The organism is Bacillus sp. JUb11, from assembly GCF_024807925.1.
Lineage (GTDB): Bacteria > Bacillota > Bacilli > Bacillales > Bacillaceae > Bacillus > Bacillus altitudinis.
Map to the genome: position 1 here is coordinate 1 of NZ_JANUEZ010000017.1, position 13,739 is coordinate 13,739.

Sequence of the window (13,739 nt, forward strand, 5' to 3'; positions counted from 1 at the left end):
CAGTTTGACTGACTACCTATGATGTATCATAGGATTTTTTTATAAAAACTCGAATTAACAGGTACGTTTTGTCTTGTTTAGTTTTCAAAGATCATCTTCGCCGTTCTTAGCGGCTTTAATAATATAACATTTCGCTTCATCTTATGTCAACAACTTTTTTCAAGTTTATTTCCCGAAGCGTTTGTGTTTGTCACTGTGTGTCAGCGACGATTAATAATATATCACGAAAACATTCTGTTGGTCAACGCCTTTTCAGAACTTTTTTTAAAATAGTTTTATCGTGCATGTTAAACCCTTGTCCTGCATACAATCAAGTAACAATCTCGGACAAGGCAGGAGTGTTTGAATTGAGTCGATTATATGTGTTGCCTATTAAACGGCTGAAGCAAGTAGTCATTATTCTTGTAGCAGCCCTTGCAGCTGCAACCTTTTTTTATGTACAAAAGGCACCGCCGCTGTCGGTATTTAAAACAGAACAAGGACCCCGAGCAATTTATAAAGGAGAGACCTCATCAAAACACGCATCCCTTACGTTTAATATTGGCTGGGGAGACGAGAAGGCTGTTCCTATTTTAAATGTCCTCCGAGAGTACGATATAAAGAACGCCACTTTCTTTCTGTCTGCTTCTTGGGCTGAGCGTCACCCGGATATTGTGAAAAGGATTAAAGAGGACGGCCATCAAATCGGCAGCCTTGGCTATGCATATAAAAATTATAGCCAGCTTGAAGAAAACGAAATTAAGCGAGATCTTGTCCGTGCACAAAATACATTCCAAAAGCTTGGACTGGAAGACATTCAATTATTAAGACCACCAACTGGGCAATTTAATGAAACGGTATTGAAAATTGCAACACAGTATGGCTATACCGTTGTCCATTACAGCATCAATTCTCAAGATTGGCTGAACCCGGGCGTCGACCAGATTGTTCATAATGTAAATGATCGAATGAAAAGCGGAGACATCATTCTCCTTCACGCCTCAGATTCAGCCACCCAAACCGCTCAAGCCTTACCAGCCATTTTAAAACACTTAAAAGACAAGAATTTAAGAAACGTCACGGTTGGCGAGCTTATCTCTAATACAAAAACAAAGTCAACTGAGGTTAAGTAGCTTTTGCTTTTGAAAACCGCGGCATAGCTAATAACTGAAACGCATTACAACCTAATAACGGGAATAGCATTAAATATAGCCAGTCCTCTTCATTGACTCTAAGCGCCGGAAACCATTCTAACGACGTGATGACGACCATGAGAAACATTGCAGAAATAAATGTTTTCTTAGAGGACTGCTGCTGTTTAAAATAAGACACGATCAATGCAAACACACCGATAAAAACAGGCAGCCACAAGTATGGAAGAAATGATTCATTCTCCCCGAAAAACAAAAACCGCAAATAAGCTAAATCAAACAGCACGAAAATCACAAGGAATAACTGAATGGTATTCCATAAAGAATGCGACCTGAAAATCTCCAGCGCAAACCGGTGCACTGTCAAAAAGACAACAAACCCCATCTGACTGATTACACTAAAGATCATCCCCACACCAATAAACCAAAATAACACAGACGCAATCTCTAAAATCTCAAACGATACAAACAGCTTCTGATATTTCCCCCACTCCAGCGCAAAACCTACCACGCTTGTAATGACCGCTCCAACAGCCAGCACAGAGAAGAAAAAACGAACTAAATCCCGACTTTTCATTGAAATGACCCAACCCCTATTTTTGTTATGTATAAATTCATGTGAAACATTCATATTAAAAGTAAGACATGTAACGAAAGGAGCCACAGTATGTCAAAAGGCATCTTGCGTATAATGAGCTGTTTTCTTCTTTTATCTCTAACAGCTTGTGCTCCCAAAACCCAATCCTCATCTAATATGGACTATGACGAAACGAAAAAAATGGTCGTCGATATTTTGAAAACAGATGACGGTAAAAAGGCCATTCAACAGTTATTAAATGACGAGGCAATGAATGAAGCTTTGGTAATGGATGAACAAACTGTGAAAAAAACAATAGAGAAAACACTGACTTCTGATAAAGGCAAAGAGTTCTGGAAGAAGGTCTTTGAGGATTCTAAATTTGCCGAGACTTTCGCAAAATCCATGCAGCAACAGCATGAAAAGATGTTAAAACAATTGATGAAGGACCCTGACTATCAACAAATGATGATGGATATTCTCAAGGATCCTGAAATGGAAAAGAAATACGGTGAACTGGTCAAAAGCAAAGAGTTCCGAAAGCACTTAGAGAAAGTTATTACAGAAACATTAAGCAGCCCTCTCTATAAGAAGAAATTCGAAGATGAGCTAAAAAAAGCAGTCTCTGAAAGCAGCAATGATTCCGGTTCACAAGGAAGCGGCAGTTAAACATCACCCGAGTGGCACAAGGTCCACTCGGGCTTTCATTATGCTTTCACTGTTAATTGTTCAATGACTTTATTGGCAATGTGTTGATACACTTCCCCTGTCGGATGACTCGCATCATAGACAGAAGGTGCAAAATCGTCCTCATTCCAATCAGGCTGTCTTAAAGGGATTTGACCAAGAACTGATACACGCAGCTCCTCCGCCAGCTTATCCCCGCCGCCCTTTCCAAAGACATATTCCTTCTCACCTGTTTTTTTGCTTTCATAGTAACTCATATTCTCAACGACCCCTAGCACCTCGTGATCTGTTTGCAGTGCCATTGCGCCTGCTCTAGCAGCAACGAAAGCCGCTGTTGGATGCGGTGTCGTCACAATGATTTCTTTACAGCTCGGAAGCATCGTATGAATATCAAGTGCCACATCACCTGTTCCAGGCGGAAGGTCTAATAGTAAGTAATCTAATTCTCCCCACTCTACTTCGTGGAAGAAGTTATTTAGCATTTTACCAAGCATCGGTCCTCTCCAAATGACCGGTGCGTTTTCTTCAACAAAAAAGCCCATTGAAATCACTTTGACGCCAAAGCGTTCCACAGGAATAATCTTTTCCCCTTTTACTGTCGGTCTGACGGTGATTCCCATCATATCCGGTACGCTAAAGCCGTAAATATCAGCATCGATCAGTCCCACTTTTTTCCCTAGACGAGCCAGTGCCACAGCCAGGTTAACGGAAACAGTTGATTTCCCAACGCCGCCCTTTCCACTCGCAATCGCTAAGAACACAGGTGGATTTTTAGAGTTGAGCAGGTTTTCTTCCTCATCTTGTGACGGCATAAACCTTTCAAGCGTTTCTTGAGGCAGTTCTTCAAAACGAAGTCCTACAGTGTTCGCGCCCGCTGCTTTTAAAGCTTGTACGATGTCTTGCTGCAGCTTCATCTGCTCAGCAGTGCCTGTTTTGGCAATCGCCACTTTTAAGCTCACATGCTCTTTTTCAGGTTTTAGGCTGATTTCCTTGATGGCATCCAGCTCACCGAGCGGTATATGAAGGAAAGGTTCGTCCATCTTCCCAACTAGTTTTCTCACATCATCTTGTCCGATCATAGCAGAACCTCACCCTTTATTGAATTCGTTTACAATCCAAGTATATCATACATATCCTTACAATGTCTGTCCTCTTTGCCTGCGATAAACAGGAAAAAGCCCCTTATTCAGGCGGCTCTTTTTGCTCTGTTAAATATCTTAAAATGCCTTTATAAATCGAAGCAGCAATTTGATCCTGATATTTAGGAGTCGCCAGCTGACCAGCCTCTTTTGGATTCGATAGAAATCCGATTTCGACAAGCGCTCCTGGCTTCGTGACATTTTGCATTAAATAAATCCCATTGATTCGCTTCGCCTTGCGATCTGTGTTTTCAAGGTTGTTGCGCAATTCATCTTGAATGAACTTCGCTGCTTTTTCATTCTCTTCATACTTTCCGTAAAAGAACGTCTGTGCCCCGCTCCATTTGTTCGATGGGATCGCATTTAAATGAATGCTTAAATAGAGATCCGCTTCAGATTCATTGATGACTTTCACACGGTTTCTCAAATCCTCCGCTTTCTTTCGGGCATAACCCTTTGTATTCTTTGATGATAAATCAGAGTCATCTTCTCGGGTCATGAGAACAAGCGCTCCCTGCTCCTGCAAATAGTCTCTTATCTTCATGGACACATCCAGTGCAATCTCTTTTTCGAGCAGCTCTCCTCCTACGGCCCCGCCATCTGGACCGCCGTGACCCGGATCTAAATAGATGATCTTGCCGCTCAAAGGCAAGTTCCACGATTTCCACGAATCATCATTTAGAAACTGAAATCTGAATAAGAATAAGAGGACAATAAACCCGATTAAAAACCCTGTCCATTTCAGCTTTCTTTTCATCCCTGTCCCTCCCATACACCATTATTTTATAGATATGGGACAAGGGCTGGAAATATGCTTAGTGCAGTCGAAGCTTATGCCTTTTTTCTGATTCCCGAAAGCCTTCCTGCCACCACTTACTTAAAAATTCCTTCGCAAATGGATACAGACACGACATCTTACGCTCCATTCGGAACATATTCCCCCACGATTGCAAACACCCTGTTAGCTCCTCAACCAGCTCATCTTCTTCATGAACTGACCGCTTTTTTATATCATCGAAGGATTCACCATACTTACTCGACTCACCGTATCTCCCACCTGCTAAAAAAGCCTCAATGGCGAAATCGATACAGCCATCACTCATAATCCCAGCTGGATCATCTGCAAATGGGAACAGCTTCCTCGTGAATTTCTCGGAAGCGACCGTCACCTGTTGAAGAGACAATGTACGCAACAGCTTCTTTTCAAGCGTGACATCTCGTTTTGTTTTTAATTGATAAAATGAAAGAACTTCTGCCATGGACTGAACTCCTTTTTTCTTTGTATTGTTCGTTGGTTTGAACAAAACATGCAGTTCAGTAAATGGAAATCAATGCGCTAACGGATTGGAAAATTGTGATAAAATGAACATTTATATATAGAAAGAATAGAAAAGGGGCAAAATTCATGAAGAAGTGGATGTATATCCTGTTGCTACTAACAGTCGTCTTATCTGGATGCGGCAGTCAAGCGACCGAGCAGAAGAGCGACATAAAAGGAATAGAAGACATATCATTAAAACAGCTCTCCAAACACAAAAATTCGTATATTGGAGACAATGGAGCAGTCGGGGCTATTTTATCAGATCTTCCAGGTAACGTGATTCGCGAGTATGAAATCGTAGATGAAAAAGCGCTAAAAGTGACATACGGCGTGAAAGAAAATACCAATGATACAGAAGAACAGTTTGATTCATTTTGGTTTGATAAGAAGGATACCATTGAAAAAAACTACTTATATAATGTATTGGCACTTTTTATTCTTATCGATAATGTGGAGCAAGTGACACTCAAGATGAACGCTAAAGACGAGCCATCCGTCACGTTTAAAAGAAAACAGCTAGAAAAAAAGCTGCCTCATTCTTTTAAAGTGTACAAAGACGATACAGCGCTTTGGCAAAAGGAACTGGTTGATGGAGTTGTGAAGTCAAAAGATAAACGTCAAGATGTATACAAAGCGTTTCCCATCAAGAAATAATAAAAACAGAGGGGCGTCACCCTCTGTTTTTTGATAATTATGTAGTAAAAGCTTGAATCAATTGTTGTCGAAAGTTTTGATCTGCTACTACGGTAAGTATAAATTCATCGAACACTTCCCCCATCCAGTGAGAATTCTCCGCTTTCAGGTCATTGATGAATAGAGAAATCGATATAGTTGATGTATCCGTTTTTCGATATAAGGCAGCAGTGACAACAAACAACGTCGATCCACCTTTATACCAAATATATTGATCTGTTTCCGTCTTCAATGTTTCTCCCAACACAATTTGGCTAAAAAGACGCTTTTCTTCTGTTGTTAACAGCTCATCCTGTAGACGTTTCATAAAATGTGCATATTGATTCGTTGTAGACCTTGTCATCTTTTGCGTCAGTAAAGATTGAATACGCAAGCTTAACAAGTTCTTTTACATCAATTTTTCTTCTAACGCCTTTTTATGCTCCGGGTCATTTTTCATGATATGAAAAATCTCGAACATCAGAGATTTGTATTGTTCATCAGTTACATCGCTTATTTGCTTTAATGCATCCTGCTCATGATCAGATACATAGGCTGGCCACAACACCTTGGGTGTCAGCGGCATGAGTTCATCATGTTCTGTAAGACCTGCTTGTTTCATCTGATCATTGATCTTTTTTAAGTCGAGCAAGTCAATCAAATAATCAGTACAAGCATTCGAACTAAATTGCATCATCCCTTTGGCAACATCTAATAAAGTTGCATGCTCAGAAAAATCGTTGACCTCTAGCCAGTATGTGTGAGCACCGCCATCGGTTCTATCAATATAAAACCGCTCTATATCAGACAATGCCACTTTTTCACCTAGCTTGATGTCACCGCTGGATACAGCTTTAACAAAATGAAACAAAACAATTAATTTCATCGTACTTGCAAGTGGTGTTTTTTGATCACCATTCCAATCTAATACCACATCTTCATTTTCAATAATTGTTACTGATACGTCCTTTTTGTTTTTCGTGACAAATGCCAAAAGATCCTCTTTTGTTTTCTTCAAATGTTTCTCCTTTCCAAACCACTATAGATTCTCGTCTCCAATATAACAAATATTTGAAACAAAGGAACAAAAAAGCAAAGGGCTGTGAATACCTTTGCTTCTTGGTGTGTTTATTTACGAAGAAGATGCAGTTTCATCCCATCATGTGTAGCTTCAAATCCCAACTTTTCGTAAAGACGGCGTGCTTCTGGCCTCTGTTTGTCAGTTGTCAGCTGAATCATATGACACCCGCGGTCACTTGCGCGTTGAATAGCCCGCTTGATCAACAATGTGCCAATTCCTCTTCCTCTATGAGTCGAGGCTGTACGAACTCCTTCTATTGAAGCTCGCCATCCTCCTTGATACGTTAGAAATGGAGTCATTGTTAATTGGAGAAAACCGACTACCTCTTCCCAATCACAAGCGACGATTAGTTCAATATTGGGATCCGCTTCGATCGAATGAAAGGCATTGAGGTAGCTTTCTAATATTGGACGAGTGTAGCGTTCTCTCTTTTGGCCTAATTTATCATCTGAAAGCATCAAAACGATGTTGTCGAGGTCTCCTTGGACGGCTTCCCTAAATGTCAATTGATTCAGATTCAATGAACACACCTCCTATCACGGAATGGAAGCCTTTATTCATTTGCCAAAATACCAATTGATAGCGTTCTCATATAAAATTTTATCCACCGCTTCCTCATCAAACATCTGTTGAATCAATTCAATATCACCGTATTCAAATGGACGTTTCGCCCTTGTAGATGGAAGATCTGTACCAAACATCAGTGCATCAGGATTCGTTTGATAAATAGACGTCAATGCATGTTCGACCTTTAAATCAACACGCCCAAAGCCAGTCGCTTTCACACGAACACCTTTTTCAACCAGCTTGAGCAAATGCGGCAAACCTTCTTCAGATAAGCCTAGATGATCAACGGAAACGGCCGGTAGCTGTTCAAGCGTTGATGAGATGTCAGGGAGATGCTTAGCGTCTATGTAAATCTCACTATGCCACCCAGCCAGCTCATATACCCTTTTCGCAAAATAGTCGAGCTTTGAAATATCCTCCGAACCGCCCCGCTTCACATTAAAACGTAAAGCCTTTACCCCTTGTTGATTCAATTGAACAATCTCATCATCAGTTGCTGTAAAAGGTAATTGAGTCACACCGCAAAAAGCCGGTCCCATTTCATCTAGTGATTTCAACAAATAACCTTGATCAAAGCCCTGAAATGACCCTGATACAATCGCTCCACCTACAATCCCTAAATCAGCCGTCTCTCTCCTATAATCATTCACCGCATAACTCGGCGGTGTATATCCTTGGTTTTCTTGAATAGGAAAATCAAAATCAATGATATGAAAATGTGCATCAAAGATCCTCATGCCCGCGCCCCTCTTCTGCTTATTTGACCTGATTATATCAATAGAGCAAGCCAAGGGATATTTGGAATGACGAATTACTTCATATCATGAAAACTTATCAAGTTTTCCATTCCTCTCGTAAGATGGCATAATAAAACTCATCCCACCACTCATTTCCTTGTGGTATACATTTTTTAAAATATCCCTCTCTTCTCATCCCCATTTTCTCCATCACTCTCCATGACGGCACATTTTCAGGCTGACAAGTGGCAATAATTCGATGTAAATTCATTGTGTGAAAACCATGATGCAGGACAGCATACGCCGCTTCTGATGCATAGCCTTTGTTTTGATATGCAGAATTGAAGACCCAGCCAATTTCATATGTGTGCTCACCAAAGTAAGGATGAAACACGATATGCCCGATGCATGTATGATCTTCTTTTAATAGAACAGCAAAATTCTTGCCCGTCTCAAGACGATTATTTTTGACAAATTCCTGCGCCTCTTCTTTAGAAAAAACACCTTCTGGCATATACCTCATCACCACCGGATCAGATGTATATGCATAGACATCCTGCCAATCATCCTCAATAAACGGTCGAATGAGACATCTTTCTGTTGTTAGATTCATAAATGCCATCCCCCTTTAACATCATTTTTTAAACAGAAACCTGACTATGATCCTATTTTATATGTTTCCAGACAGAAAAAAACACAAATAAAAAAGCACCAGCAGGATGCTGATGCTTTTTTATATAGGGTTTGTCTGTACAAACCCTTGTAAAACGTCCATACAATATAAAATTGATTAACGTTTTGAGAACTGAGGTGCGCGACGTGCGCCTTTAAGACCGTATTTCTTACGCTCTTTCATACGAGAGTCACGAGTAAGAAGTCCAGCACGTTTAAGTGGTGTACGGTACTCAGGATCTACTTCTAGAAGAGCACGAGAGATACCGTGACGAATTGCTCCAGCTTGACCAGAGAATCCACCACCGTGAACATTTACAAGAACATCGTAGCTGTTAGCTGTTTCTGTGATGTTCAAAGGCTGTTTCACGTCTTCGATTAAAGCAGCGAATGGAATGTATTCAGTAATTTCACGATTATTAACGACGATACGGCCTTCACCTGGAACTAAGCGAACGCGCGCTACAGAACTTTTACGACGACCTGTACCGTAATATTGAACCTGTGCCAAATTGTTAACCTCCCTTATAATTAACCGCGAAGTTCGTAAACTTCAGGTTGTTGTGCTTGATGTGGATGCTCAGAACCACGGTACACATTTAATTTTTTGAACATTTGACGACCTAGTGGACCCTTTGGAAGCATACCTTTGATAGCAAGCTCCAACATTTTTTCAGGGTAGTTTGTACGCATCTCAAGAGCAGTTCTTTGTTTCAAACCACCTGGGTGCATCGTATGACGGTAGTAAATTTTGTCCGTCAATTTCTTACCAGTTAATTCGATTTTCTCAGCATTGATGATGATCACGTGATCACCTGTATCAACGTGTGGTGTATAAGTTGGTTTGTGCTTACCGCGCAAAAGTGATGCTACTTCAGTAGAAAGACGACCTAGAGTCTTGCCTGCCGCATCAACCACTAGCCATTTGCGCTCAATTGTGCTTGCGTTCGCCATTGGTGTTGTACGCATGAGTTTCCCTCCTAAATAAATCAATGAATTTTCCTGAATCAAATGCTACGTTCTATTTCAAAACACAGATAAGTCTTCCGGGGCTTATTTGTGGGGTTGAAATACATACCATATGATATCTTATAACTTTCTGCTTCCTGTGTCAAGAACATGTTACACCTGGTTTAGTTGTCATAGAAAACTTCCCATAAATACAGTCCGTGACTGGGCGCAGTCTTGCCTGCCGCTTCGCGATTTCGGGCGGCAAGCATGGCTTTTATCTCCTCAGGGTGAAATTTACCAGAACCAATTTCAAGTAACGTTCCAGCGATAATTCGCACCATGTTGTATAAAAAACCATTCCCTCTCACACGCATTTCAAGCCCGTCTGAGACGTTTTTCCACTCAAGGGCATAAATCTCCCTCACCTTGTCCTGAACCTCTGTATTGGCCGCACAAAAGCTTGTGAAATCGTGTATGCCAATGAGGTGCCCAGCTGCTTCTCTCATTTTGTCGACATCCAACGGGTAAGGAAAGTGACACGCATACTGTCTCGTGAACACATTTTGGTGCGTTTCCGTTGAGACCTTATAACGGTATTCCTTCGAAACGACACTAAAACGTGCATGAAACGATTCATCCACTTCCTCAGCCTTTAGAACCCTGATGTCATCAGGCAGGAGACTATTGAGGGCAAACGGCCATCTCTCCATCGGGATGGCAAGCGGGGTGTCGAAATGGATGACCTGTCCCTTTGCATGAACGCCACTGTCCGTCCGGCCGGAAGCCACAATCGGAATCAGTTCATCTTGTTTATGCATTCTAGCAAGAGCAGATTCAATCTCCGTTTGTACAGTACGCTGTCCTGGTTGCACTTGATACCCTTTAAAATGTGTCCCATCGTATGATACGGTACATTTTACTTTCATCTAGGCATCACCTAATTTCTAAGCAGCACAAGGAGTGCTGTTAACAGGATGAATAGAAGCAGCGTGAACGTGTCTTTCATGCCCCAGACAAGCTGACGGTATTTCGTACGCCCTTCTCCCCCGCGGTAGCCTCTCGCTTCCATAGCGGTCGCCAATTCCTCCGCACGCTTAAACGCACTGACGAAAAGCGGGACAAGCAACGGAACAATCGCTTTTAAACGATCTTTCACGGGTCCGCTTGTAAAATCAACACCTCTTGCCATTTGGGCTTTCATGATTTTGTCTGTTTCTTCGAGTAAAGTCGGAATAAATCGAAGAGAAATTGACATCATAAGAGCAAGTTCATGAACAGGTAGCTTGATTTTACGGAAAGGATGCAACAGCTTCTCCATCCCGTCTGTCACTTCAATAGGTGTTGTGGTCAACGTCAGAAGTGTTGTCATCATGATGAGATAGACAAAACGGAGTGAAATGAAAATCCCCTGTTTTAGACCTTCTTCATAAATATTCAGAAAACCAAAGTGAAAGAGCAAAGCGCCATCCTTTGTCATGAAGATATGCAGAATAAAGGTAAACAGAACAATCCAAAGGATGGGTTTCATTCCTTTGAGAATAAAGTACAGCGGCACCTGAGACACCATCACCACAAGGATCGTAAAGACCCCTAAAAGCCCGTAAGTGATGTAGTTATTCGCAAAAAAGACAATAAAGACAAAAAAGAAAATTGATAACAGCTTTGTCCTTGGATCAAGACGATGGACAAAGGATGTACCTGGCACATATTTGCCGATAATCATACTATCCATCATGATGTCGTGTCCTCCTGATATAAAGCTGTTAAGGCTTCTGCCATTTCATCCATGGTCAGAAGCGGTCTTGGAAACGTCATCCCCAGCTTTTCTTCGACAGCCTGCTGGAATTTGATCGTTTCCGGGAGGTCCAGACCGAAAGAAGACATGTCGGTACGATTGGCAAATAGCTCCCTCGGCGTACCTGTCGCTTTTACTGTTCCTTTGTGCATCACAATCATTTGATCCGCATAATGAGCGGCATCTTCCATACTGTGTGTCACAAGGATCGTCGTCAGGTTGGCTTTTTGATGAAGCTCATAGAACATGTCCATGATTTCTTTACGTCCGCGTGGATCTAATCCCGCAGTCGGCTCATCAAGCACAAGCACTTCTGGCTCCATCGCTAGAACACCTGCAATCGCCACACGTCTCATTTGACCACCGCTTAATTCAAAGGGTGATCGAGATAACAAGGATTCAGGAAGGCCTACAAGCTTCAGCATCTCTTTAGCCTTGGCTTCTGCCTTTTCTTTTGGAACACCGAAATTCATCGGACCAAAACAGATATCCTTCAGAATGGTCTCTTCAAAGAGCTGGTGTTCAGGAAACTGAAACACGATGCCGACCTTTTTTCGAAGGGGTTTCATATCCTTCTGCTTTTTATTGGCTTGTAAGACCGTATCTCCAAGCGCAATGCTCCCTTTTGTTGGCTTGAGCAGTCCATTTAAGTGCTGCAGCAACGTCGACTTGCCAGAACCCGTATGACCGATGACAGCCACATAGCTGCCTTCTTTGATGGAAGCATTGACATCATACAAAGCGAGACGCTCAAACGGCGTTTTCATTTGATAACGATGCTCTAATTCTTTGATCGTAATGTCCATAGCTCTTTCACCAATCCTTCTTGTGTCAAATGGGCATTTGCAAGCGGCACACCTTGCTGCTTCAATTGCTTACTCAAACGGTAGGAAAATGGCAGATCAAGTCCAATCTGAACCAGCTGTTCATCTAGTTCAAATACTTCCTCTGGTGTTCCCTCGGCAAATTTCTTCCCACCATTCATCACAATAACGCGGTCTGCCTTCGCAGCCTCGTCTAAATCATGTGTGATGGAAATGACCGTGACCGTTCCTTGTTCCTTCAGCAGTCTGACGGTTTCTAACACTTCTTCACGGCCAATCGGATCAAGCATTGATGTTGCTTCATCCAAGATCATGATGTCAGGGCTTGCGGCAAGTACACCTGCGATTGCTACTCTCTGCTTTTGCCCGCCTGATAGATGGTGCGGCTCTTGATCAAGAAACTCCTGCATATTGACCTGTTTGACAGCCCAATCTACACGCTCTATCATCAATTCCCGCTCAACCCCGTTATTTTCTAAACCAAAAGCCACATCATCACGAACCGTTGAGCCAACGAATTGGTTGTCTGGGTTTTGAAAGACCATGCCGACCTTTTTGCGAATATCCCAAACACTTTCTTCTTTCAGCTCAATCTCACCAACCTTGACCGTTCCTGCATCCGGTAAAATGAGCCCATTCAGTACACGGGCAAGTGTGGATTTACCTGAACCGTTGTGGCCAACAATGGCAAGCCATTCATTTTGATTCACATGCAATGACACTTGGTCTAAAGCGGGCTTGTCCGCATCTTTGTGATAACGAAATACAATGTCTTTTACGTCAATTAATGTCTTCTCCATCTCTACCGGACCTCCTCTCAGCTCAACCTCTACTTTGCCTATTGCTAAAAAGCCGTAGTATCTAAAAAAGGGCATAGATCCAGTTATGAACTGTCCCGCCCTTTCTTAGATACACGATATGTGATTAAACTAATTCAATGACAGCCATTGGTGCGCCATCGCCGCGACGAGGTCCAAGCTTCATGATACGAGTGTATCCACCTTGGCGATCTTCGTAGCGAGTTGCAACGTCAGCGAATAATTTTTGAAGTGCATCTTGGTTTGTTTCAGCGTTAGCTACTTCGTTACGAATGTAAGCTGCAGCTTGACGGCGAGCATGAAGATCTCCGCGTTTGCCAAGAGTGATCATTTTTTCAACTACAGAGCGAAGTTCTTTCGCACGTGTTTCAGTTGTTTCGATGCGTTCGTTGATGATCAAATCAGTCGTTAGGTCACGAAGCATTGCTTTACGTTGTGCACTAGTGCGTCCTAGCTTTCTGTATGCCATGTGATGTCCCCTCCTTAATTAGAGATGCTGTATGAATAAAAAACACACGAAAATCCTAGTTCACAATGAAACTAGTCAATCGTCTTTACGAAGACCCAGTCCAAGTTCTTCTAGTTTCGCTTTCACTTCTTCAAGAGATTTACGTCCAAGGTTACGAACTTTCATCATATCCTCTTCTGTCTTGTTAGCAAGCTCTTGAACAGTGTTAATACCCGCACGCTTCAAACAGTTGTAATAACGAACAGAAAGATCAAGGTCATCAATATTAATGTCAATCACTGTTTCTTATTGGTATTCTT

20 protein-coding genes are annotated in these 13,739 nt (G+C 42.0%); 3 read left to right on the forward strand and 17 right to left on the reverse strand.

What is annotated here, in order from left to right:
- Positions 1 to 347: 347 nt before the first annotated feature.
- Entirely contained in the window at positions 348 to 1,112 is a 765-nt protein-coding gene (pdaB, locus tag M2369_RS19185; RefSeq protein WP_017366469.1) for a polysaccharide deacetylase family sporulation protein PdaB, read from the forward strand.
- Here pdaB and M2369_RS19190 read toward each other — a convergent pair.
- Entirely contained in the window at positions 1,105 to 1,707 is a 603-nt protein-coding gene (locus M2369_RS19190; protein ID WP_008345196.1) for a KinB-signaling pathway activation protein, read from the reverse strand. The two genes, pdaB and M2369_RS19190, sit on opposite strands and share 8 nt — an antisense overlap.
- 90 nt (positions 1,708 to 1,797) lie before the next feature.
- On the opposite strand from M2369_RS19190, the gene gerD reads away from it, so the two are divergent.
- Positions 1,798 to 2,376 (forward strand): spore germination lipoprotein GerD, encoded by a 579-nt coding sequence (gerD, locus tag M2369_RS19195; RefSeq protein ID WP_007496366.1) that lies wholly within the window; start codon positions 1,798 to 1,800, stop codon positions 2,374 to 2,376.
- 38 nt (positions 2,377 to 2,414) lie between these two features.
- Here the strand turns inward: gerD and M2369_RS19200 are convergent, their stop codons facing one another.
- The 3 genes from M2369_RS19200 to M2369_RS19210 all read right to left on the reverse strand — a co-directional run bounded on the left by M2369_RS19200 (position 2,415) and on the right by M2369_RS19210 (position 4,792).
- Positions 2,415 to 3,473: an Mrp/NBP35 family ATP-binding protein gene (locus tag M2369_RS19200; RefSeq protein WP_110487782.1), complete on the reverse strand. Its 1,059-nt coding sequence runs from the start codon at positions 3,471 to 3,473 to the stop codon at positions 2,415 to 2,417.
- Positions 3,474 to 3,576: 103 nt separating this feature from the next.
- On the reverse strand, positions 3,577 to 4,290 hold the full coding sequence (gene cwlD / locus M2369_RS19205; RefSeq protein ID WP_017359175.1) for an N-acetylmuramoyl-L-alanine amidase CwlD: 714 nt from the start codon (positions 4,288 to 4,290) through the stop codon (positions 3,577 to 3,579).
- A 58-nt stretch (positions 4,291 to 4,348) separates the two neighbouring features.
- Positions 4,349 to 4,792, reverse strand: coding sequence for a YbaK family protein (locus M2369_RS19210; protein WP_259255632.1), 444 nt, complete (start codon positions 4,790 to 4,792; stop codon positions 4,349 to 4,351).
- A 146-nt stretch (positions 4,793 to 4,938) separates the two neighbouring features.
- Here M2369_RS19210 and M2369_RS19215 point away from each other — a divergent pair, with 146 nt between their 5' ends.
- Positions 4,939 to 5,508: a DUF4825 domain-containing protein gene (locus M2369_RS19215; RefSeq protein ID WP_259255637.1), complete on the forward strand. Its 570-nt coding sequence runs from the start codon at positions 4,939 to 4,941 to the stop codon at positions 5,506 to 5,508.
- Positions 5,509 to 5,545: 37 nt separating this feature from the next.
- On the opposite strand, the gene M2369_RS19220 is transcribed toward M2369_RS19215, so the two are convergent.
- The 13 genes from M2369_RS19220 to M2369_RS19280 form a co-directional block, all read right to left on the reverse strand.
- Positions 5,546 to 5,920 (reverse strand): hypothetical protein, encoded by a 375-nt coding sequence (locus M2369_RS19220; RefSeq protein ID WP_259255638.1) that lies wholly within the window; start codon positions 5,918 to 5,920, stop codon positions 5,546 to 5,548.
- Positions 5,921 to 5,935: 15 nt separating this feature from the next.
- A complete protein-coding gene (locus M2369_RS19225) occupies positions 5,936 to 6,544 on the reverse strand; it encodes a class A beta-lactamase-related serine hydrolase (protein ID WP_259255639.1) in 609 nt (202 codons plus the stop codon).
- A 110-nt stretch (positions 6,545 to 6,654) separates the two neighbouring features.
- Positions 6,655 to 7,128 (reverse strand): GNAT family N-acetyltransferase, encoded by a 474-nt coding sequence (locus M2369_RS19230; RefSeq protein ID WP_259255640.1) that lies wholly within the window; start codon positions 7,126 to 7,128, stop codon positions 6,655 to 6,657.
- A 36-nt stretch (positions 7,129 to 7,164) separates the two neighbouring features.
- Positions 7,165 to 7,911, reverse strand: a complete 747-nt coding sequence (locus M2369_RS19235) for an amidohydrolase family protein (protein ID WP_259255641.1) — start codon at positions 7,909 to 7,911, stop codon at positions 7,165 to 7,167.
- A 97-nt stretch (positions 7,912 to 8,008) separates the two neighbouring features.
- The gene (locus M2369_RS19240; protein WP_259255643.1) at positions 8,009 to 8,524 is read right to left on the reverse strand and encodes a GNAT family N-acetyltransferase; all 516 of its coding nucleotides are present in this window, start codon (positions 8,522 to 8,524) and stop codon (positions 8,009 to 8,011) included.
- A 177-nt stretch (positions 8,525 to 8,701) separates the two neighbouring features.
- The gene (rpsI, locus tag M2369_RS19245) at positions 8,702 to 9,094 is read right to left on the reverse strand and encodes a 30S ribosomal protein S9 (RefSeq protein ID WP_007496354.1); all 393 of its coding nucleotides are present in this window, start codon (positions 9,092 to 9,094) and stop codon (positions 8,702 to 8,704) included.
- A gap of 20 nt (positions 9,095 to 9,114) precedes the next feature.
- Complete coding sequence (rplM, locus tag M2369_RS19250) at positions 9,115 to 9,552, reverse strand: 50S ribosomal protein L13 (RefSeq protein WP_003217042.1); 438 nt, start codon at positions 9,550 to 9,552, stop codon at positions 9,115 to 9,117.
- 164 nt (positions 9,553 to 9,716) lie between these two features.
- Positions 9,717 to 10,460: a tRNA pseudouridine(38-40) synthase TruA gene (gene truA / locus M2369_RS19255; RefSeq protein ID WP_081114669.1), complete on the reverse strand. Its 744-nt coding sequence runs from the start codon at positions 10,458 to 10,460 to the stop codon at positions 9,717 to 9,719.
- A gap of 11 nt (positions 10,461 to 10,471) precedes the next feature.
- Entirely contained in the window at positions 10,472 to 11,269 is a 798-nt protein-coding gene (locus tag M2369_RS19260) for an energy-coupling factor transporter transmembrane component T family protein (protein WP_008345215.1), read from the reverse strand.
- Positions 11,266 to 12,135: an energy-coupling factor ABC transporter ATP-binding protein gene (locus M2369_RS19265; protein WP_024718300.1), complete on the reverse strand. Its 870-nt coding sequence runs from the start codon at positions 12,133 to 12,135 to the stop codon at positions 11,266 to 11,268. The genes M2369_RS19260 and M2369_RS19265 overlap by 4 nt, the downstream gene beginning before the upstream one ends.
- On the reverse strand, positions 12,111 to 12,953 hold the full coding sequence (locus tag M2369_RS19270; protein ID WP_008345218.1) for an energy-coupling factor ABC transporter ATP-binding protein: 843 nt from the start codon (positions 12,951 to 12,953) through the stop codon (positions 12,111 to 12,113). Before M2369_RS19270 ends, M2369_RS19265 begins: the two co-directional genes overlap by 25 nt.
- Positions 12,954 to 13,077: 124 nt before the next feature.
- Entirely contained in the window at positions 13,078 to 13,440 is a 363-nt protein-coding gene (gene rplQ, locus M2369_RS19275) for a 50S ribosomal protein L17 (RefSeq protein ID WP_003216944.1), read from the reverse strand.
- A gap of 75 nt (positions 13,441 to 13,515) precedes the next feature.
- The gene (locus tag M2369_RS19280; RefSeq protein WP_483861613.1) at positions 13,516 to 13,719 is read right to left on the reverse strand and encodes a DNA-directed RNA polymerase subunit alpha C-terminal domain-containing protein; all 204 of its coding nucleotides are present in this window, start codon (positions 13,717 to 13,719) and stop codon (positions 13,516 to 13,518) included.
- Positions 13,720 to 13,739: the final 20 nt, after the last annotated feature.